20 protein-coding genes are annotated in these 18,940 nt (G+C 63.6%); 12 read left to right on the top strand and 8 right to left on the bottom strand.

Annotated elements, in window-relative coordinates:
- Nucleotide 1 precedes the first annotated feature (1 nt).
- The 3 genes from MYCSP_RS22460 (at nucleotide 2) to MYCSP_RS22470 (ending at nucleotide 3,445) form a co-directional block, all read left to right on the top strand.
- Entirely contained in the window at nucleotides 2-679 is a 678-nt protein-coding gene (locus MYCSP_RS22460; protein WP_083017153.1) for a nitroreductase family protein, read from the top strand.
- A 93-nt stretch (nucleotides 680-772) separates the two neighbouring features.
- Nucleotides 773-1,495: a hypothetical protein gene (locus MYCSP_RS22465; protein ID WP_083017156.1), complete on the top strand. Its 723-nt coding sequence runs from the start codon at nucleotides 773-775 to the stop codon at nucleotides 1,493-1,495.
- 3 nt (nucleotides 1,496-1,498) lie between these two features.
- Entirely contained in the window at nucleotides 1,499-3,445 is a 1,947-nt protein-coding gene (locus MYCSP_RS22470) for a YhgE/Pip domain-containing protein (RefSeq protein WP_088415215.1), read from the top strand.
- Here the strand turns inward: MYCSP_RS22470 and MYCSP_RS22475 are convergent.
- The 3 genes from MYCSP_RS22475 to MYCSP_RS22485 all read right to left on the bottom strand — a co-directional run bounded on the left by MYCSP_RS22475 (nucleotide 3,435) and on the right by MYCSP_RS22485 (nucleotide 5,988).
- Complete coding sequence (locus MYCSP_RS22475; protein ID WP_083017159.1) at nucleotides 3,435-3,806, bottom strand: WhiB family transcriptional regulator; 372 nt, start codon at nucleotides 3,804-3,806, stop codon at nucleotides 3,435-3,437. The two genes, MYCSP_RS22470 and MYCSP_RS22475, sit on opposite strands and share 11 nt — an antisense overlap.
- A 77-nt stretch (nucleotides 3,807-3,883) precedes the next feature.
- The gene (locus MYCSP_RS22480) at nucleotides 3,884-5,050 is read right to left on the bottom strand and encodes a hypothetical protein (protein WP_235629506.1); all 1,167 of its coding nucleotides are present in this window, start codon (nucleotides 5,048-5,050) and stop codon (nucleotides 3,884-3,886) included.
- A gap of 2 nt (nucleotides 5,051-5,052) precedes the next feature.
- Entirely contained in the window at nucleotides 5,053-5,988 is a 936-nt protein-coding gene (locus MYCSP_RS22485; RefSeq protein ID WP_083017161.1) for a metal-dependent hydrolase, read from the bottom strand.
- 123 nt (nucleotides 5,989-6,111) lie between these two features.
- Here MYCSP_RS22485 and MYCSP_RS22490 point away from each other — a divergent pair, with 123 nt between their 5' ends.
- The 3 genes from MYCSP_RS22490 to MYCSP_RS22500 all read left to right on the top strand — a co-directional run bounded on the left by MYCSP_RS22490 (nucleotide 6,112) and on the right by MYCSP_RS22500 (nucleotide 8,858).
- On the top strand, nucleotides 6,112-6,717 hold the full coding sequence (locus MYCSP_RS22490; protein WP_083017163.1) for a TetR/AcrR family transcriptional regulator: 606 nt from the start codon (nucleotides 6,112-6,114) through the stop codon (nucleotides 6,715-6,717).
- 76 nt (nucleotides 6,718-6,793) lie between these two features.
- Complete coding sequence (locus tag MYCSP_RS22495) at nucleotides 6,794-7,486, top strand: cupin domain-containing protein (protein ID WP_070911626.1); 693 nt, start codon at nucleotides 6,794-6,796, stop codon at nucleotides 7,484-7,486.
- Between the two features lie 100 nt (nucleotides 7,487-7,586).
- Nucleotides 7,587-8,858, top strand: a complete 1,272-nt coding sequence (locus MYCSP_RS22500) for a PepSY-associated TM helix domain-containing protein (protein ID WP_088415715.1) — start codon at nucleotides 7,587-7,589, stop codon at nucleotides 8,856-8,858.
- On the opposite strand, the gene MYCSP_RS22505 is transcribed toward MYCSP_RS22500, so the two are convergent.
- The 3 genes from MYCSP_RS22505 to MYCSP_RS22515 all read right to left on the bottom strand — a co-directional run bounded on the left by MYCSP_RS22505 (nucleotide 8,764) and on the right by MYCSP_RS22515 (nucleotide 12,607).
- Nucleotides 8,764-11,547: an MMPL/RND family transporter gene (locus MYCSP_RS22505; protein ID WP_083017261.1), complete on the bottom strand. Its 2,784-nt coding sequence runs from the start codon at nucleotides 11,545-11,547 to the stop codon at nucleotides 8,764-8,766. The genes MYCSP_RS22500 and MYCSP_RS22505 overlap by 95 nt on opposite strands.
- 35 nt (nucleotides 11,548-11,582) lie before the next feature.
- On the bottom strand, nucleotides 11,583-11,981 hold the full coding sequence (locus MYCSP_RS22510) for an MmpS family transport accessory protein (protein WP_070911625.1): 399 nt from the start codon (nucleotides 11,979-11,981) through the stop codon (nucleotides 11,583-11,585).
- 179 nt (nucleotides 11,982-12,160) lie between these two features.
- Nucleotides 12,161-12,607 (bottom strand): hypothetical protein, encoded by a 447-nt coding sequence (locus tag MYCSP_RS22515; protein WP_083017165.1) that lies wholly within the window; start codon nucleotides 12,605-12,607, stop codon nucleotides 12,161-12,163.
- Nucleotides 12,608-12,747: 140 nt separating this feature from the next.
- Between MYCSP_RS22515 and MYCSP_RS22520 the strand changes: the two genes are divergently transcribed.
- The 5 genes from MYCSP_RS22520 (at nucleotide 12,748) to MYCSP_RS23245 (ending at nucleotide 16,509) form a co-directional block, all read left to right on the top strand.
- On the top strand, nucleotides 12,748-13,752 hold the full coding sequence (locus MYCSP_RS22520; RefSeq protein ID WP_088415217.1) for an adenylate/guanylate cyclase domain-containing protein: 1,005 nt from the start codon (nucleotides 12,748-12,750) through the stop codon (nucleotides 13,750-13,752).
- A 29-nt stretch (nucleotides 13,753-13,781) separates the two neighbouring features.
- A complete protein-coding gene (locus MYCSP_RS22525; RefSeq protein ID WP_088415219.1) occupies nucleotides 13,782-14,225 on the top strand; it encodes an SRPBCC family protein in 444 nt (147 codons plus the stop codon).
- Between the two features lie 43 nt (nucleotides 14,226-14,268).
- On the top strand, nucleotides 14,269-14,835 hold the full coding sequence (locus MYCSP_RS22530; protein ID WP_070911621.1) for a TetR/AcrR family transcriptional regulator: 567 nt from the start codon (nucleotides 14,269-14,271) through the stop codon (nucleotides 14,833-14,835).
- A 97-nt stretch (nucleotides 14,836-14,932) separates the two neighbouring features.
- Nucleotides 14,933-15,592, top strand: a complete 660-nt coding sequence (locus tag MYCSP_RS22535) for a biliverdin-producing heme oxygenase (protein ID WP_083017171.1) — start codon at nucleotides 14,933-14,935, stop codon at nucleotides 15,590-15,592.
- A gap of 458 nt (nucleotides 15,593-16,050) precedes the next feature.
- Nucleotides 16,051-16,509: a hypothetical protein gene (locus tag MYCSP_RS23245; protein WP_162266283.1), complete on the top strand. Its 459-nt coding sequence runs from the start codon at nucleotides 16,051-16,053 to the stop codon at nucleotides 16,507-16,509.
- 94 nt (nucleotides 16,510-16,603) lie between these two features.
- Here MYCSP_RS23245 and MYCSP_RS22545 read toward each other — a convergent pair whose 3' ends face one another.
- Together MYCSP_RS22545 and MYCSP_RS22550 are read right to left on the bottom strand one after the other, a co-directional pair.
- A complete protein-coding gene (locus tag MYCSP_RS22545; RefSeq protein ID WP_088415223.1) occupies nucleotides 16,604-17,401 on the bottom strand; it encodes a L,D-transpeptidase in 798 nt (265 codons plus the stop codon).
- Nucleotides 17,402-17,599: 198 nt separating this feature from the next.
- Entirely contained in the window at nucleotides 17,600-18,127 is a 528-nt protein-coding gene (locus MYCSP_RS22550) for a TetR/AcrR family transcriptional regulator (protein WP_268873124.1), read from the bottom strand.
- 61 nt (nucleotides 18,128-18,188) lie between these two features.
- On the opposite strand from MYCSP_RS22550, the gene MYCSP_RS22555 reads away from it, so the two are divergent.
- The gene (locus MYCSP_RS22555) at nucleotides 18,189-18,938 is read left to right on the top strand and encodes an enoyl-CoA hydratase-related protein (RefSeq protein ID WP_088415716.1); all 750 of its coding nucleotides are present in this window, start codon (nucleotides 18,189-18,191) and stop codon (nucleotides 18,936-18,938) included.
- Nucleotides 18,939-18,940 lie beyond the last annotated feature (2 nt).

Genomic DNA, 18,940 nt, shown 5'->3' on the forward strand with positions numbered 1-18,940 from the left:
CATGGAGCTCTACGACGTCATGCGCACCACGTTCGCGGCACGTGAATTCACCGGGGAGTCGTTGCCCGACAACGTGTTAGATCGCATTCTGGACAACGCACGGTTCGCACCCAGCGGCGGCAACCGGCAGGCCGGTCACATCATCGTGGTCGAAGACCGACAGACCCGGCAACGGCTCGTCGATGCCACGCAGCCCGGTGCCCGCCGATACTTCGCGCAGATCATGGCCGGCGAGTCGCCATGGAATCCCGTCACCCCCACCCGGGTCACCTCGGAAACCATCGCCGCGACCACGGTGCCCGAGTCGGTCTCCACGCCGTTGCTCACCGCCTCGGTGGTGCTCGTGGTCTGCGTGGACCTGCGGCTGGTCGCCGCGACGGATCAGGATCTCGATCGCGTCGGGGTCATCGCCGGGGCATCGATCTATCCGCTGGTGTGGAACATCCTGTTGGCCGCCCGCGGGGAGGGCTACGGCGGCACTCTCACCACCATGGCCGTGGCGCAGGAGCCGAAGGTGCGCACGCTCCTGGGTATTCCGGATACCTATGCGGTGGCCGCGGTATTGCCCATCGGCAAGCCCGTCAAACAACTGTCGAAGCTGCGACGCAACACCGTCGGAGAGTTCGTCACCCGTGAACGGTTCGACGGGGACCCCTACATCCCGGGAAGTCACTCGTGAAGGCGTGAATATCGGAGATCACACTGATTTCCCCGAGCTGCCTGATGTTTGATCGAATGGACGTGCCAGTCAGCGATCTGAAACGAGCAACCCGTGAACGCACAGGACGAGCCCGACACCACCGACGAGACGGATATCGCCCCATCCCAGGAACCGAACGATGACGTTGCGGCCCTGATCACCGCCGCCGGGCTCGGCGTGGACGGTGAACACGGCCCCCTCTTCTCCGATATCAACCTCGAACTCACCTCCGGCTTTCACGCCATCCAGATGCCCGGCGGCCCCGCACAGCACTGCTTGCTGCTGACGCTGGCCGGCCGGCTCAAGCCCAGCCACGGCACGGTCACGGTGATTGGCGATACCGAGCCGCGGGCGATCCGCCGGCACTGCGCCATCGCGGCGTTCGCCGACATCGACGAGCTCGAAGAAACCGTCACCGTCCAGACCGTACTCGCCGAGCAGCGCCGCTGGCTGGCTCCGTGGTTCTCCCGGGTTCCCGCCGACACCGGACGCGACAAGCTCGGCGAGGTGTTCGGCGAGCTCCCAGCGCCCTCCGCCGAGACCTACATCGTCGAACTCTCCGATCTCGATCTGTTTCTGCTGCGCATCACGCTCGCGCTGCTCTCGGACCGACCCATCCTCGTCGTCGGCGACCTGGAACAGGTCCGCGACAACTCGCGCCGGACCCTGGCGGTGGAACGCCTCGGGGTCATCGCCGAGAACCGCACCGTCGTCGTCGGGGTCACCAACCCCCTGGGCATCGACGCGCCCGTTCACGACTTGCACGACCACCGCATCCTTACGGGGAGGGACTGACCCATGCTCGCCGGACTCGCATTCGGTTCAGAAATAAAGCGTTTCGGCCGTAGCCGCATGACGCGCGCCGCAATCGTCGTCCTCATGCTGCTGCCACTGGTGTACGGCGCGCTCTATCTATGGGCGTACTGGGACCCGTTCGGCCACGTGAACAAGATGCCCGTGGCACTCGTCAACGCCGACAAGGGCGCCACCGTTTCCGGACAACAGGTGAACATCGGCGAGGAAATCTCCAAGAGCCTCACCGCCGACGGCAGCATGGACTGGCACGTGCTCAGTCTCGACGAGGCACGGGCCGGGGTCGAACACGGCAACTACTACTTCATGCTGGAACTTCCCCCCGACTTCAGCGAGGCCATCGCCTCACCGCTCACCGGACAACCGAAACAGGCCAATCTGGTCGCCGTCTACAACGATGCCAACAACTACATCTCGTCGAGCATCGGCCGCACCGCCATTGACCAGGTGCTCAATGCCGTCTCGACGCGAATCTCGGGCCAGGCCGTCAATCAGGTTCTTTCCGTGGTGGTTTCGTCGGGTGCCGGCATTCATCAGGCTGCAGATGGCGCAGCGCAGCTGGCCGACGGTGCGGCCAAGGTCGACGACGGTGCCGGTCAGCTGGCCAACGGGCTGCACACCGCCCGGCCGGGGTCGGCGCAGTTGGCCACCGGCGCCAAGCAGCTTTCTGACGGCATCAACCAGGCCACCGATCCTCTGCTGACCGTGAGCAAGGCTGTGGCGACCATCGGCGGCAGCACAGACAAGCTGCAGCAGGGCGCCGAAGCACTGCGGCAGGCCAACGACCAGATCGACGGTATCGCAAAAGCCCAGGACGACGCCGCGAACGCACTGACCGCCGTGATCGATCAGCTTGCCGGGCGCCAAGATCCGGCCGCGAACACACTGCGTGGAATCCAAGATCAGCTGCGTGAACACCAATTCACACCGCAGGTCCGCCAGCAGCTGACCGATGCGGAGAACGCCTCGATAGCGATGACCGAGACGCTGCGCGGACCCGGCAGCCCCTTGAAGTCCGCACTCGATCAGGTCGGCGGCAAGGGACAGGAGCTCACGAACAAGCTCAACCAGATGCGCAACGGAGCCCAACAGCTCGCCACCGGAAACGCACAGTTGGCCAGTGGTATCGCTCGAATGGACGATGGCGCGCAACAACTGAAGTCGGGCACCGCACAACTGCGTTCCGGATCGGCAGAACTGGCGACCAAGCTCGCCGAGGGCGCCAAGCAGGTGCCCAGCTGGAGCACTCAGCAGAAGGACGCCATCGCCGATACCATCGGCGGTCCGGTGCATCTGGAGACATCACACGAGAACGCGGCGCCCAACTTCGGTACCGGCATGGCGCCGTTCTTCGTCACCCTCGCCCTGTTCTTTGGTGCACTGGTGCTGTGGATGATCCTGCGGCCCTTGCAGACCCGCGCTATCGCCGCGGAGGTGCTCCCTGTCCGGGTGGCATTGTCGAGCTATCTGCCCGCCGCCACGATCGGCATCTTCCAGGCGATCATCCTGTATTGCGTGGTGCGATTCGCTCTTGGCATGCACGCCGCGCACCCCGTCGCGATGCTCGCCTTCATGGTGTTGGTCTCCTTCGCCTTCGTCGCGGCCACCCAGGCGATCAACGCGTTGCTGGGCCCCGCCGTCGGACGCGTGCTACTCATGGCGTTGCTGATGTTGCAACTGGTCAGCGCCGGCGGCATGTATCCGGTCGAGACCACCTCGAGACCGTTCCAGGTGCTACACAAGTACGACCCGATGACCTACGGAGTCAACGGACTACGCCAGCTGATCCTGGGCGGCATCGACGGTCGGCTATGGCAGGCGGTGATCACGCTGCTGTTCATTCTCATCGGCGGATTGACAATCACCGCCCTGTCTGCCCGGCGCAATCAGCTGTGGAATCTCACCCGATTGCTGCCGTCGATCAAGATGTGACCTGATCTGCCGCGGTCGCCTTGCGCCGTGACCGCGTCATGGCCAGGCGGCGCTCACGCGTTGTCATGGCGCCCCAAACACCGTGGGGCTCATCAGTTCTTATAGCGTGGGCGGCGCACTGTCTTCGCACCGGACAATCGTTGCAGATCTGCTTGGCCTGCACCTCGTACTGCTTGCGGATTGCTCCACGCTGGCTCTCCGCGTGGTAGAAGATGTCCGTCGACATTCCGCGACAGATCGCCTTCACCTGCCACTCCAGTTCGTGCAACGCAGGTTCCGCACCACGAAACTTCGGTCGTGTCACGGCCTGACCCCAGACCGGCTGCAAGCATTCGGGCGCGTCGATGCCATCCGCATCCACCGAGTCTGTAGCCGGAGTCCACCGCTACGCGATAGCCAGTTTGGACAATGTGCTCTGCGGAATTGACCAGACTGGCTCTAGGATTCGGCGGCGCCGATCACTATGGTGTGCCCGCCCGGAACAATGCCGTCTCGGCCGACGGGTGAGGCGACAGTCCAGGCGGCAACTGTGCCGGCCGCCGCAACACCCAGACAAATCACGGCATACCAGAGGCTTCCGGTTGGATCGCCATGCACGGTAACGCCGTTGGTCGCCTCAAAATAATCGGGCAATGCGGTTACCCACAGTACCGTCATCACGGTCAGATAGATCCCGGCGTAGATCAGGATGCCCGGATGCGTGGTGTAACCGTTGGGGCCGTCCCGACGAGTCCGGCGCCATTGTGTGATCAGCACGGGCGCCGCCACCGCGACGAGAGCGAGCAGTTCCAGCGCGTACACAATGCCCACCACCGTGGTGCTACCCGATATCGCGCCGGCGATCGTGGCGGGCAACGGCAGCACCGCAGTCCCGATCGAGGCGAGCACGCCGATGACCACCGTACGCCAGACGATCTGGGCGCCGGTGAAGGATTGGCCTTCGTCCACATGACGACCGACAAGCACCTGCGCACAGAATGCCAGGGACATCGGCCACAGCGCCGCGAACACGACCGCGCTGCCCATGGGCACCGAATCGAAGAACGGCTTGTTCAGCGGGTTGTCCAGAGTCCATTCCCACCAACGCAATTGCGGTCCGAGGTGATCGAAGATCTCGTAGAACGCGTGGTGTATGAAGCCGACACAGATGGCGCCGACCAGGACACCATACCGCCGAAAGACCCCCAAAGACCGGACGATCTCGAAGGCGACGGTGGCCATCATCGGGTAGATCGCGATGATGTACAAAGGCAGCCGGCCCCAGAGGAAGTCCGCCGTGAATACGTTGTGCGCGAACATCGTATCGACGTGCTCGCTGATCCCGAACGGTCCGGGGAAATACAGTGGCGGTTCGATGATCAGCAGGTAGGCAATCGCCCCGAACCAGACCACAATGTTGGTGGGATCGTTGTGCCGGCGCAGCCGGACGATCGCATACACCAGGGCCAACACCGCCCCGGCGATCACGGTGAGTTCCAGCACCGGCAAGGTCCAGTTCTCCAGCGAGAACGGGCTGCGTAGCACGGCGGGGCCTCCCGCGGTATCACACGAGAATCCCAGGCGCGCTGCTAACTCCGCGAATGTGGGCGCACACAGATCAGACATCGTCAGACTCCCGCTTGGACCGGTTGGTCGGCGGTGTACCACTGTGTGACTTCATAACCGGCCTCATACCGGGCGAACCATTCGTCTGCCAGCGCGGGCAGCTTCTCATGCGCCGGGTTATGGCCCGGAATCTGACTGCGCACCGCGCCGGCCATCGCCACCATCACCTCGCGCACCGGCAGGTGGCGGAACGCATTCTCGATGGGACCCTCATACGGCGCGTCCGTGAATGGGAGGCGCTGCAGCAGTGCCTTTTTCCGTGCCTGCATGCCGAACATCGATAGCGCGTCGATCTTCCGGTCTTCGAGGGGGACATGCTTGTTGAACCCTTCGCAGGCGACGCGCAGCACCGACCAGACATGCCTGAAGATCGATGGCGCCACCCGCATGCGGTACCAGGGGTCGTTGGCCACCGCGTCGTAGATGATCAGGGCCGAGCTGCGATGCTCGACCTCTTCGACGAAGTGCCACAGGAACAACGAGGCGACGCGGTCGTCACCCGGCGCGAACAGGCTGTCGTCATGATCGAGCATCAGCTTGAAAACCGGCGTGAACGTCGCCTCCAGATCTGCGGTGTAGGCCAGCCGGTACTTCAGGGGCTTGTTCGCGGTCAGGTCGTCGAAGGCGGCGATCACCTCGTCGAGAGTCTCCTTGAGTCCCGGATAACTCTTGATCAGTCCCTTGACGTGCTGACGATGGCCCATGGAGTGCTGACCCTCCTGCCGGACAAATGCCTCCGCCTCCTCGGCGATTGCCGAATCGGAGATCAGCGGCATGGCCTCGGGGATCATCTGGCCGATCATCTTCTCGAATGCGATTGCCAGGAAGGAGACGGCGTTGGCCATGCTCGAAAACGCCGGGTTGGACTCGTTCCACAGGAACGGGACGTGGTGATCGGCGAATGCGAACCGCAGCTTGCGCACGATGAGTTCCGTCATGGAGGGCACCTCGCTTGAACATACAATAAGACAGTTATTTGTTGCTCTGTATGATTACTAGAACGAGCCGCCGGTGTCAACGGCGATATGCTGCATAGATGCCCGCGATCGGAGAGTTCAGCGATGGCGCGTAGGCGGGGGTGGGACGGACAACCGCCCAGCAGCGACGAGGAGGCTTCCGAGCGGATCGTCGGCGCGGCGGTGAAGCTGATCGGCGAGACGGGTGCGGCGGTCAGCCTTGCCGATGTCGCGGCCGAACTCGGCGTCATCCGGCAGACCGTCTATCGGTACTTCCCCACGGCCGACGCGCTCATGCACGCGGCGTCCATCGCGTCGGTCGACGGCTTCCTGGACCGGCTGACAGGGGTGGTACGGGGTATCACCGATCCTGCCGAGGCACTCACCGAAGGTGTGCTCTACACCCTGGAAGAGGTCACTCGTACGCCGCATTTGGGCATCATGATGTCCGAACCGTACGCGCACTCGCACACGAGCGACATGACCTCCGACGAAGCCCAAGCATTCGGTCTGCGCATGCTCGGCCGGTTCGACGTGGACTGGGACCGGTACGGCTACGACGACGCTGCCAAACGTGGGCTCGTGGAGTTTGCGCTACGAATCATGTTGTCGTTCTTCGTCTCCCCTAATGAGGCCACACGCTCCCGGGACGAGCTGCGCCGCTTCCTCAGGCGTTGGCTCGGAGGAGCCATTCTCGCTCAGGAGCGTTAATTAATCGCGATACTCGTTACCAATAATCGTTTCTATCGTCTTTCGCAATCAGTCTGTGCCGTCCTACCTTCGCTGTATGAAGCAGATCAATCGACGCACCGTGCTCGGTGGTGCCGGTGTGGCGGGAGTCGCGGCCGTCGCCGGCGCGGGTGCCGACCGCGCATTGTCTTCCCCCCGCTTCCGTGACGACGTGAAGGACCCGACCGTGACCGATGACCCCGCCCGCTTTGGCGATCCCCGCATCCCCGCCGAACTGAACACCGCCCAACCACACCTGTTTCACCTTGGCGCCCTCGCCCCACAGACGTTCGACGGCGGAGACTTGCGCCAGGCCCATGAGGGGAACTTCCCCATCCTCACCGGCCAGCAGGCCAGTGTGGTCATGGTGACCCTGCAACCGGGCGGAATCCGCGAACCGCATTGGCATCCCAGCGCCTGGGAGGTCAACATCATCACCAGCGGTGTGGCGAAGTGGACCCTATTGGATCCGGAAGGACACAACGAAACCTTCGACGCCCACGTCGGTGACGTCGTCTTCGCGCCACAGGGATCGCTGCACTACTTCGAGAACAAGGGCACCGAAGATCTGAAGCTGCTGATCGTGTTCAATGCCAGCACCGCAGAAGGCAAGGACGACATCGGCATTGGTGCCTCGATAAGCAAGCTCCCGCCAGACGTGCTGGCCGCGGTGTTCGGGGTACCGACAGAAACATTCGCGGCATTCAAGAAGATCGACCAGTCGGTGACGATCTTGCGCAGGACCACGTAGACGTAGACCCCCTCCGCGCGTTCCGTGGCGCTAGCCTTACTTCCCGGCAGCGGTCCGTGCGGCTATGGAGGAGAAGGTGGCCACATCCCGATGCCGTCGGGTGTCGTTGAAGGCCCGACGCGCCCTGGTGTTGAGCCATCGATGGGTCGGTCTGGTTTGTGGGCTCCTCGTGGTGATCGTCAGCACCAGCGGTGCTCTCCTGGTCTACCAGCCGGAGCTGCTGCGAGCACTGCACCCCACGATGTTTCACTCCACCCCTACGGACAAACCCGCCGGATTCGCGCAGGCCATCGCCGAGGTGCGGGCGCACTACCCCGAAATCGAAATTGCGAGTGCGTCTCTGAAGGACGGTGTGTATCTGCTGCACGCCTCGTCGGGCACACACGACACCTTTTTCGTCGACGCGGGAACAGGCCTGCTCAACGGGCGGGCCGATCTCGGAGCGGGCGTGCTGGGGTTCCTGGTCAACATGCACGATTGCGGATTCACCTGCGAGGGCTACAGCGGATACCTGCCGCTTCTCGCGCAGCCGTGCCCACTGGCGCAACTGGATGCGTTCTCCGGATTGTCCTGGGGTGCATCCCTTCTGGCCTTGGCCGCCGTCATTCTGCTGGTGCTGGCGATTCCCGCACCGTTCATTTGGTGGAAGGCGATTCGCAAGCTGCGCAATGCTCTTCGCGTGCGGTGGCGGTCCGGGCGTTTCGCCCGGGATTTCGATCTGCATGCCGTCGTGGGCGTCGTCGCCACCGGGCCGCTGCTCATATGGGCACTGACCGGCCTGCAATTCGAGGTTCCCGGACTCACCACCCTCTGGTATTCGGTGACCGGCGGGCAGGCCTCCGCGGGCACCTTCAGCGCCGGCCACGGCGATCGCGGGGTCACCGTCGAGAGCGCAATGAGCGCCGCCGCGAGCCAATTCCCCGGCGCCAAGGTCACCTGGGTAGGCCTGCCGGACGAGGACAATACGTTCTACACTGTTGACCTGCTGGACCCCAACGGCCCGGATCTTCGTGCGCATGGTCTCAACTACCACGGCAACCGCTCGGTGGGCGTGGACGCCCACGACGCCGGCCACGTGCAGGTGCTCCGAGGAAAACCGGTGACCACCTCGAACACCATTGCCGACGAATGGGCCGGTCCCGCTGCTCATTTCGGGCTTGCCGTGAACGGCTACTGGCGCACAATCTGGTTCATTCTCGGGATGGCGCCCCTGCTGCTCGCACTCACGGGCCTCAGCACCTGGCAGTGGCGCCGCCGTGCCCGCCTCCGCGCCCGTGTCAGGAACGCGCGGATTCCCGACGCGGACGGGACAACACCCGCGTCGGCCACCAGAACCACGTCCCCAACAACCGGACCAGTGAAGGCACGATGAACGAGCGCACGATCAGCGTGTCGAGCAGCAGACCGATACACACGGTGGTTCCCACCTGACCGATGGTGCGCAGATCACTCGACAACATCGCCAGCATCGTGAACGCGAAGACCAATCCGGCCGACGTCACCACGCCGCCTGTGCTTCCCAACGCCCGAATGAGACCGGTGTTCAGGCCCGCATGGGTCTCCTCTTTGAGACGGGCGATCAGCAGCAGGTTGTAGTCCGAACCCACCGCCACCAGGATGATGAACGTCAACGGCAGGATCAACCAGTGCAGCGGCAGGCCGACGAGGTGCTGCCAGATCAGCACCGAGAGGCCGAACGCCCCCGCGAACGAGAAGGCCACCGTGCCGATGATGACGAAGGGCGCCACCAGACTTCGCGTGATCACCATCATGATCAGGAAGATCAGGGTGAACGCCGCGATCGCGGCGATGAGCAGATCGGAAGCGGCGTATTCCTTGATGTCCTTGTTGTTGGACCCGGCGCCGCCGATATAAACCTTCGACCCGGCCAGTGAGGTCTCCTTCAGCGCCGTCGTGATGGCATCCGGGAACTCGTCGACGTGCTCGATGCCCTCCGGCCCCATGGCATTACCCATGTGGGTGACGATGAACCGGGCCGCCTTGCCATCCGGTGACATCATCAGTGTCATACCGGTTTTGATGTCCTCGTTGTCGAACGCCTCGTGCGGTATGTAGAAGAAGTCGTCGCTGCGGGATGCGTCGAAGTCGTTACCTACGTTGATCATGTCGTCGAAGGTCTGATCCGTGGCCGTGGCCTGCAGATTCGTCTGACCGTAGGTGTTGACGATGAGGGCCTGCAGGGCCTCCTGGTCGTTGGCGGTCAGCTTCAGTAGCGCCACCATCTGCGGTAGCAGCTTGTCCACTGCCTCCAGCGAGCCCACCGCGTCTTTGATGTCGGCCGCCAGTTTGTCGATGCTGTCGAGCATGTCGAACAGAGATCTGAAGGACCAGCACACCGGGATGTCGAAACAGTGTGGCTCCCAATAGAAGTAGTTGCGCAGCGGGCGCATGAAGTCGTCCAGGTTTGCGACCTTCTCGTTCATGTCCTGGGTGACCTGCTGCATGTCCTCCATCGTCACGACGGTGTTATGCATTTCGTCGGCCAGCTTCTGCGTGAGATCCGTGGTCTGCCGCAGCACCTGCACCGAGTGCGCCATGATCTGCGCTTGCCTGTCGGTGTTCGCGTTCTGCGCCTTGGTGAACGGGAGCTGTTGACCGTTTCCACTGCCCTGCGTGGTGAACAGGTAAGGCAGCGAAGCATGTTCAAGCGCACGCCCCATGGGCCGGGTGATGCTCTGCACCATCGCGACACCGGGAAGCCGAACGAGGCTCTTGGACACCCGGTCCAACGAGATGAAGTCGGCGGAGTTGCGCATGTCGTGATCCGATTCGACCATGAGCATCTCGGTGAACAGCTTGCTCGGCGGGAAGTGCCGATCCGCGGCCGCAAATCCCTCCTTGGCGGGGGCATCCGACGGCTGATAGGCACGGTCGTCGTAACTCACCTGGTAGGTCGGCACGAAGACCGCTCCAACCAGAACCGCTGCGGCACTTGCCACCAGGATCGGCTTGGGCCAACGCACCACGCTGGCCCCGATGCGCCGGTACAGGTGCGCCTTGGCCTTCTGCTTGGGATCGAACAGACCAAACAGGCTGCCCAGGTGCAGCATGGCCGGCCCGAGGGTAAGCGCCGCGGCGATGGTCAGCAACATGCCGATGGCGACGGCCGGGCCCATGGTGTGGAAGTAGTTGAGCCGCGCGAAGCTCAGGCACAGACCCGCCCCGGCGATCGTCAAGCCTGACCCGATGATGACGTGGGAAACACCGCGGTAGGCCCCATAGAACGCGTCCTCGCGACTCAATCCTGAGTTCCGCGCCTCGTGATATCGACCCAACAGGAAGATGCCGTAGTCGGTACCAGCACCGAGCGTCAGCGAGATGACGATATTGACGGCGAACGAGGACAGCTCGATGTATCCGAAGTGCCCGAGAGTGGCGACAACTCCTCGGGCGACCAACATCTCGACCAAGACGCCGAACAGCGGTACCAGCATCGTGGTGACGGAGCGGTACACCATGAGCAGCATGAAGATGATGAGGAAGATCGTCACGATCGTGATGTTGTTCAGGCTCGAGTTCGCGACGCTCAACGTGTCCGAGGCAAGCGGAGCTGCCCCACTGACATAGACCGTCAGTCCGGGCGGCGGCGTGTCCTTGTCGATCAGATCCTTTACCGCGTCAACGGATTTGTTTGCCTGCATCTGACCGATATCGCCCGCCAGGCGCAATAGCACAAACGCGGACTTGCCATCCAGGCTCTGCGCCCCGGCCGCGGTGATCGGCTTACCCCAGGTGTCCATCACGTATTGCACGTGCTCGGTGTCGTTCTTGAGCCTGTGCACCAGGTCGTCGTAGTACCGGTGATCCGCCTCGTCCAGCGGCCGGTCGGCTTCCAGCACGAGCATGGTCAGGCTGGTGGACGTGGATTCGTGGAACTTCTCCCCGATCTGCAGCATCGCCCGCTGCGACGGGGCGTAGTGCGGGATCATCGGGCCGGCCAGCTCAGCCGCAACGTCTTCCACGTGCGGCACAAAGGTATTGGTCGTCACGGCGACAATGGCCCAGAACACGATGATGGGCACCGCGAAGACGCGGACCATCCGGGGAACGAAGGGGCGCTTGACCCGGTGCTCGCTCATGCCGACTTCACCCGGCACATGACGTTCGCATCCGGATGATCGTCGGACTGTTCGTCGCGGACAACATCATTGACCCGTATGCGGCAGCCGATCTGACCGCCACGCACCTGCGCCGAGATGCTGCCCGACACCACGGTCAGTGTCGTGGTCTCCGTGTGCGACCACGGCAGGGCACTCAAGTCGACCTGATGGGGATGCCCGTCGATATCGACATAGCTCAACATCCCGCCGTTGCCCACTGAGCCGAACACCTCGTAGGTGAGCGTCTTGGGCGTGAATTCCGGTGGTGCCTGCGGCGGGTTCACGGTGATCACCGGCCCGGGTGCGGACAACTGGTGAACCTTCAACATCGAGCCCCCTGCCACGCCGAGCGCGATGACGGCGACCAGCGGCATCCAGGCACGTGCCAGGAATGTCCTGCCAACCGAACGTGGACTCAACCCGACCACCCTCCCGGACTTCACGTCACGAGCATGTCAACGGCATTGACATAAGTACGGTCGGAAATGTTATCAGCAGAACCTGGGAATGCACGCGCCAACTTCTGGCGCTCCGATAGTCCGTCAGATGAGCATCACGAGGCCTGCGGGAGTCGTCCCTTCAGCCGCCTCATCCTGAGTACCTGTGCGGTGATGTTGATGGACGAGATCATGGGGATCACCCCGAGGAACGTTCGCTCGGAGGGGGTGGCGCCGTGCAGCTGCTCCATGCTGCCGAGTACGTAGAAGCAGCCCAGACTGAAAATCGTGGCCGGGATGGAGAACGCCCACAACGAACCCCGGTCGGCAATCGCCTGCCGTGCGAAGTGCAGCTCGTCCGGCGACATCGGCTCGCGTTTACGCACCTTACGCAGCACCGACGGGTAGCCGCCGAGCCGTTCCGCCAGCGGCGACCCCTCTTGTTGCCTCAGGCGGGTGGTGTAGACGAACATGCAGGTGGCAAAGACCAGCAGGGCGACGAAGGCGAGTATCGCCAGGTGCCCGAAGAGGTGCCAGTTGTGCCCTAAGAAGTTCCAGTTCATCGCGCCATCCCTTTGCCTCGCTGTCGAGGAATCTCCTCAAATACTCGGGGTTTCCGCCAATCAAGTCAAGGTTCCTGACACTGCCGATGGCTCGCAGGGTTCGGCCGAGAAGCACGTCATCGGTGTGTTGTACTGGCGTCATGGCCGAGTCTCGCGAGCCCAACGAGGTGGTCGCTACGGCGCTCGAACAGGCCCTGCTCGGCGGACCGCGCAGGTACACCCGCTCACAGGTATCCGAACTATCTGGGGTTCCGGTCGAACGGGCCCGCAAGCTCTGGGTGGCGCTGGGCTTCGCGGCGGCGGAAAGTGACGATGAGGTCGCCTTCACCGATGCCGATGTCTCCGCGATCCGCACGTTCGCCGCGCTGGGCACGGCGACGGCGACCAACGAGCAGAGTCAAATCGCCGCCGCCCGCACTCTCGGACAGGCCATGGCACGGCTGGCCGAGTGGCAGGCAGACCTTCTCACTCGCGAGGTCGGCGATCGCGTCGCAGCCGAAGGCGACGATGCGACGACCGCGTCCCGAATGAGCACCGTCACGCAGACCATCTCGACATTGACGGCATTGCAGGACTACGCATGGCAGCGACACCTGGCGGCGGCACTCAACCGCTCGAACGAATCCGGAAGCACCACCAGACAATTGCTCGTAGGCTTCGCCGATATGGTCGGCTACACCCGCCTGTCTCGCCATTTGGATCCCGATGAATTGACCAACCTGCTGGAGGCATTCGAGACCTCCCTCACCGAAGCGATCACCACACACGGCGGCTGGGTGATCAAGAACGTCGGTGACGAAGTCATGTTCGCGGCGCTCAGCGCTGACGCCGGTGCCCGCATCGCCATCGCGATGAACGCGGCGATCACCGAAGCAGCACAATCGATTCCGGATATGCCTCAGATTCGGGTGGGCTTGGCGTACGGAGAGGTGTTGACGCGCTTCGGCGACCTCTATGGCACCGTGGTCAACGTTGCCGCGCGACTGACCGGTGTGGCGCGCCCCGGCACAATCCTCCTGGACGACGGCGCCGCGGCCGCCCTGGGCGACAGCGAGGAGTTCGTTCTTCGTCATCTACGTGGCGTGCGCGTCAAAGGCTTTTCCCGATTGGGCTCGCACGTGTTGCGCACCCGCAAGCGCTCATAACCACGAAAACGAACAGGAGCAGACACCGCATGGCTCGCTACATCGAGGAAACGGTCTTCGAAGCACCCCGGAACGTCGTCTATCAACTCTTTGCCGACCGCGAGGGGTACAGCGAATTCCTGCCTTTCACAGTCAAATTGGTGCGACCGGGTGCCACCGAGCGGCAGGGCGTCGGAGCTGTCCACCGAATCGGTGTCGGACCAGTTGGCGTCAAAGAGGAGATCATCGAGCTCGTCGACGGCGAACGCATCCAATACCGGGTCGTGGGCGGACTACCGGTGCGTTCGCACATCGGGACCATTACTCTCACCGACCACCCACGGGGCACCGCGGTTCATTACTCGATGGAGTCCACCCCACTGATCCCCGTACCCGATGCGGTGATGGTCTGGGTGCTGCGTCAGTCGATGTCGAGCCTCGTCGTCGGGGCGGGACGCGAAGCGGCTCGCCGTGGGGCCGCGAGGCGCACCTAAGCGCGGCGGTAGCGCAATCGGCTCACCAGGCTAGAGTCGCGCTGTGCCCAGGATCAGCGCCTCTTCGGTGGAAGAGCACCGCGAACAGGTGCACCGTCGGGTCTTCGAGGCGTTCGCCGAATTGATGGCCGAGCAGAGCTTCGATGCCATCACCATGGCCAAGCTGGCCACCGCTGCCGGTATTGGACGTACGGCGATCTATCACCATTTCGCCGACAAGGAAGCCGTCATCGTCGAGTTCGCCTCACATGAGACGAGCCGTTACCTCGAAGGCCTGCGCACCGCGTTGGCCGTCGGCAACGATCCGGCCCAACGGCTGCGTATCTACGTCCGGCACCAGATTGAGACCGGCCAGCAGTTCCACATGGGCCTGGGCACCCAGCTCTACGGCGCGCTGTCCCCAGACGCCATGGTGGCGATCCGCGAGCATGTGGTCGCCGTCGAAGAAGTGTTGCGCGAGATCCTGGCGGACGGGGCGGCAGCCGACGTTTTCGTCGTCGAGGACCAGGCCGCGACGGTCTCCCTGATCCACGCGTGCCTGGCGCCACGGCACCTGCCGATAGCTGCGATTGAACGATTCGTGCTGCGCGCCTTGGGCGCAACCACGTAGGCCCCACTGCGCCGAGATGCCATGCTAGGTTTCTGACAACTTGTCAACATGATCTGGACAAGCTGTCAGATAAAATTCGAGGTCAGGAAGTCGCCGCATGACCCTCAGCTCTCCCCCGGTTCCCCAAGCCGCCGAATCGCTTTCACTGGCGATGCGTGACGGCTCGCGCGCCGAACACGACGCCGCCGAACAGTCGCCGTTCGTGTCCGAACTACTCGCCGGGAGGGTCAACCCTCGGGGCTATGTCGACTATCTGCTGCGCTTGCGCGTGGTCTACATCGCCGTCGAGGAAGCCGTGCGCGCGCATCGCGACGATCCGCTGATCGCGGCCGTCTACGACCCGGCACTGGAGCGGCGTGACGCCCTCGACGCCGACCTGGAGCACTGGGCACCGGGTGCCGCCCTGGACATAGATTCGCCTGCCGCGCAGTCCTATCGGGATCGGATATCCGGCGCCGACTGGACTGGCGCGCTGCTGGCGCATCACTATGTCCGGTACCTGGGCGACCTCTCCGGCGGACAGGCGATCGGCCGCATCATCGATCGGGCGTTCGGCCTCGACGGGGCCGGGCTGTCGTTCTACGACTTCCCCATGCGGCCAAAGCCTTACAAGGACGCGTACCGGGCCCGCCTCGACGAACTGGGACTGGACGCGCAGCAGACCGCGCAGGTGGTCGACGAGGTCAAGACGGCGTTCGGTCTCAACCAGGCGCTGTTTGACGAACTGGCGTCCAATCTAGCCGCCTACCGACGCTGAGCCGCGCGCCGGCCCTTGTTGTATTCGACGCGCAAATTTGAGTAATCGACAATGCATAATTGCGCCGCGCAATTTGTCCGCGCGGTTCATTTTGCATGTCTTTACCTAACCATACTTTCTTCCCGGTATTCGTCGTCCGAAGGTCTCTTTTCGTGGTGCGTGAAGCACATTGCTACGCGACGAGAAGCTCGCGATGGGTACGTTCTGATCACGGTTGCGTCTCGCCGAAAGAAGCGACTAAACGTAACCAGAATCGCGCTATGAGCTGGCAGTTAACAATAAGAACCCACTAAGCGCACAGGCGTCCGAAACCTCCAAAGTCACGGACGCAGCCCCTTTTCCATATCAGCTTCATAAACCGGCACTTCTCATCTGGACGCCTTTTCTGGGGAGCTATAAAGTTCAACCAGAGAATTTCATCCGCGTGATTTACACGCACAAGCTAGGGAGTCGGGTCCGTGGCGATCAACTTTGATCGAGTGGCTATTCAAGTAATTGCCGGCGCCGGTATTGGCGTGGCCGCCGTGGTGCTGAGCCCCTGCGCGACCGCGGCCACGGCAATCGGTGGGCAGTACGCCATCGACGACGGCGCGAGCGGCTCCGGTAAGGGTGCGTTGGTCGGCGCCCCCGCCGCCGGAGCGGCACCCGTGGCCGGCGTGCCGATTCTGCCCGGGCCTGTGGCAGCGCCCGTAGTTCCTGCCGCACCGATCGTTCCTGCCGCGCCTGTGGTCCCCGCAGCGCCGATTGTTCCTGCGGCCCCGGTGGTTCCGGCGGCACCTGCCGTCGTCCCGGCCGCAGCGCCGTTGGACGGTGGCATCGCCGCAGGACCTGTTGGCGGCAAGGGCGCCCCCGTCGGGTCGACGGTTCCGGGCGGGCCGACCCCGGGTGTGCCGACTCCGGCCGGCCCGCAGGACTGATCGCCACATCCGACTCATCGATGATGCCGAGGTACCCGGAAGGGGCCTCGGCATCATTGCTATCCAGTCATGTCAGCAAGTCCGTAGCGTGCGACTACTCCTGCACAACCACCGGATCGCCGACGTTGACGTTGTCGAAGTACCACTGCGCGGCCGCCGGAGGCAGGCTGATGCAGCCGTGGCTGACGTTCTCGTACCCCATCGCAGGCACGGCCCACGGAGCCGAATGCACGAACAGACCGCGACTGGTAAAGCGGACGGCGTTCTCCACGTCGATCTTGTAACCGTCAGGAGCCGTGACAGGAATGCCGACACTGCTGGAGTCCATGAGCACGGAACGTTCCTTCCCCAGTACCGAATAGGTACCCAGGGGAGTCGGATACTCCGGCCGGCCCATCGAGGCGGGGAAAACGCCCTCTTCACCCAGACGAGGAAGATGGTGTGGCGCAGGTAATCCCGCTGCACCGTCAGACGGCTTGCGCCACACTCCCTCGTAGGACACGGTGAACGTGTGCCGTGAGATGCTCGCGATGCCGATGAGCGCCGGGCCCGTCGAGATCTCCGCGGGCTTACCGCCCACCATCAGCCGCACCGTGCTGTGCGCGGGCCAGAACCGGTCTGGAATCCATTGCACGGCATTGCTGTCGAGCCACTCGTACTTACCCGTCATGGCCGGGGACGACGTGATTCCCAGGCCGCGCTCGGCCGACTGACGGTCGACGACGGGCCCGTTGAAGGTCACCACCACAGGGTGCGCGATACCCACCTGTCTGTCCGGTGTGGGCGCAATCGATCTGATGTCCCATTCGAGCGGCACACTGACGGCCGTGATGTCGACGCCGGCGGCGTGCCCGCCCAGTGTCGCGCCGACAACGGACACTGCCACAACCATGTGAAGAACTGCCCTCATCGACCGACCCCTCTGGGATGACCACTTCGTCATGAACGATGCGATCGTAAGGACGTGCGAACGCCCGAAGTAGCGGGCGCGCTTGCCGTTTCGATCACGCGTTCCCCACGTTTTGGTAACGAAATCGGCAGTCGATCGAGCCCGCTAACTGGTCTCAGCGGCACCCCAAATTGCCGCAGTTCACGAGGCGTTTTCAGGGGAGATGAGCGCAGTCAACAACGGGGCCATCAACGCCACGATCTCCTCGTCGCTGGCGGCTATGAGATCGGGCAGGCGCAGCAGGTAGCGCTGGCTTGCGATACCCATCAACACGGCGCTCAAAAGTGCCGCACGCAGCCGGGCGTCGGGCTCCTCGATGGTGGCCGCGACCGAGCTCACCGCATGGTCGGTGACCTGCTCTCGCAACAGTTCTAGCGCATCTTCGCTGGTCATACTGTTGCGAAGTAGCACCGCCATCGGACCGTCCGGCGCGGCGGCCCATCCCGAAAGCAGACCGCGCAGATAGTTCTCCGCGGTCTGCGCCGAACTGTCCACCGTCAGCTCGTCGACGGGCACTCTGCAGTGGACAGCCTCACGAAAAAGGTTGCTCTTACTGCCGAAGTATTGGATGACCGACGACTTGTCCACGTCGGCGGCTGCCGCGATACCGCGAATCGTGGCCTTCTCGTGCCCGACCTCGGCGAACACTCGCCAGGCAGTCGACGAGATGCGCTGAGGGTCCGTCTAGGCCTATGTACTTGCCTACGCAACATCAGTCATGCTCAGCGGTATGCCCGTAGCGATCGAGAAGCACGACCGGACCTGCGTGATCCGGATGGACCGGCCCGAGAAGCGCAACGCCATCAACCCGGAGATGACGATGGCGCTGGACACGGCCTTGAATCAGTTCGAAGACGACGCGGACCTATGGGTGGCCGTGTTGACCGGCCACCCCGAGGGATTCTGTGCCGGTACCGATCTCGCCGAGTCGGCGGGCCCGCGCACCGAGCGCGGCGGCGAGTACGGAGTGATCCGACGCTCACGCCGTAAGCCCCTGATCGCCGCCGTCGAAGGGATGGCGCTGGGCGGCGGGATGGAAATCGTGCTCGCCTGCGATCTGGTGGTGGCATCGGCCTCGACGACCTTCGGACTGCCGGAGGCCCGCCGCGGGGTGATCGCCACCTGCGGCGGCCTGTTCCGCGCCCAGCGGGCGCTACCGCTGAACATCGCCCGGCAGATACTCCTGACCGGCGATCCGATAACAGCCGAGCGTGCCTACCAGCTGGGGCTGGTGAACGAGGTCACCGAAGACGGCGCGGCCTTGGAGTCTGCAATCGCGTTGGCCCACCGGATCGTGCTGAATTCCCCTGTGTCCGTTCAAGAAAGTCTGCTCGCCACGCACAAGGCATTCGACCAGGCGGACATCGCCGGATGGCGGGATACCGAAGACGCATTCGCGGCGGTGTTGCGTTCCGCGGACATGGCGGAAGGCATCGCGGCGTTCTTCGAACGCCGACCACCCCAGTGGACGGGCGAATAGCC

The organism is Mycobacteroides saopaulense, assembly GCF_001456355.1.
GTDB classification, from domain to species: Bacteria; Actinomycetota; Actinomycetes; order Mycobacteriales; family Mycobacteriaceae; genus Mycobacterium; species Mycobacterium saopaulense.